The sequence below is a fragment of the Acinetobacter johnsonii genome, assembly GCF_048551975.1.
Classification (GTDB): domain Bacteria; phylum Pseudomonadota; class Gammaproteobacteria; order Pseudomonadales; family Moraxellaceae; genus Acinetobacter; species Acinetobacter johnsonii_A.
The window spans coordinates 1-551 of record NZ_JBIMCF010000081.1; the positions used below are offsets into that span (position 1 = coordinate 1).

Below are 551 nucleotides of genomic sequence, written 5' to 3' on the forward strand. Positions count from 1 at the left end.
CTTCAGCGATATCTCGTATACCGCTGCCTCTGACCATTAACTGTAATATTTTACGAGTAATGCCAGAATTACATCCTAGATAGCTCAGAGCATGGTCCCCAATAAACTGACGTTTGCAGTCTTTGCACTGGTAGTTTTGTTTCCCATCTACTTTGATGCCATTTTTCTTTATACTGTCACTGAGGCAGGTTGGGCATTTGATTTCTAGAGTTATTTGCATTTCTCTATTTTATCAAAATTCAACCTGCTTTTTTTTTTAGCATACTTTTTGATACACCACCCCAATTGGAAGTGGGGAAAACGAAATATTAATATCCTGATGCTTGCAATCGTTTATCGTGGAATAGCGATACCTATCGTTTGGACATTACTTAATAAACGTGGAAATTCAGATACGAAAGAGCGTATTGCTTTGATTCAACGCTTTATATCCATTTTTGGTAAAGACCGTATTGTGAATGTGTTCGCAGACAGAGAGTTTATCGGTGAGCAGTGGTTTACATGGTTAATTGAACAAGACATCAACTTCTGCATTCGTGTTAAAAAAACTT

The 551-nt window shown here is 37.2% G+C and carries 1 protein-coding gene and 1 pseudogene; one reads left to right on the top strand and one right to left on the bottom strand.

Going from position 1 to position 551, the window contains the following annotated elements:
* Positions 1-220 (bottom strand): transposase-like zinc-binding domain-containing protein (locus ACG9ZB_RS16710; protein WP_048615150.1); only part of this gene is annotated, 220 nt, incomplete at its 3' end.
* Positions 221-280: 60 nt separating this feature from the next.
* On the opposite strand from ACG9ZB_RS16710, the pseudogene ACG9ZB_RS16715 reads away from it, so the two are divergent.
* Positions 281-551 (top strand): annotated as a pseudogene (locus tag ACG9ZB_RS16715) (transposase); the annotation flags it as partial.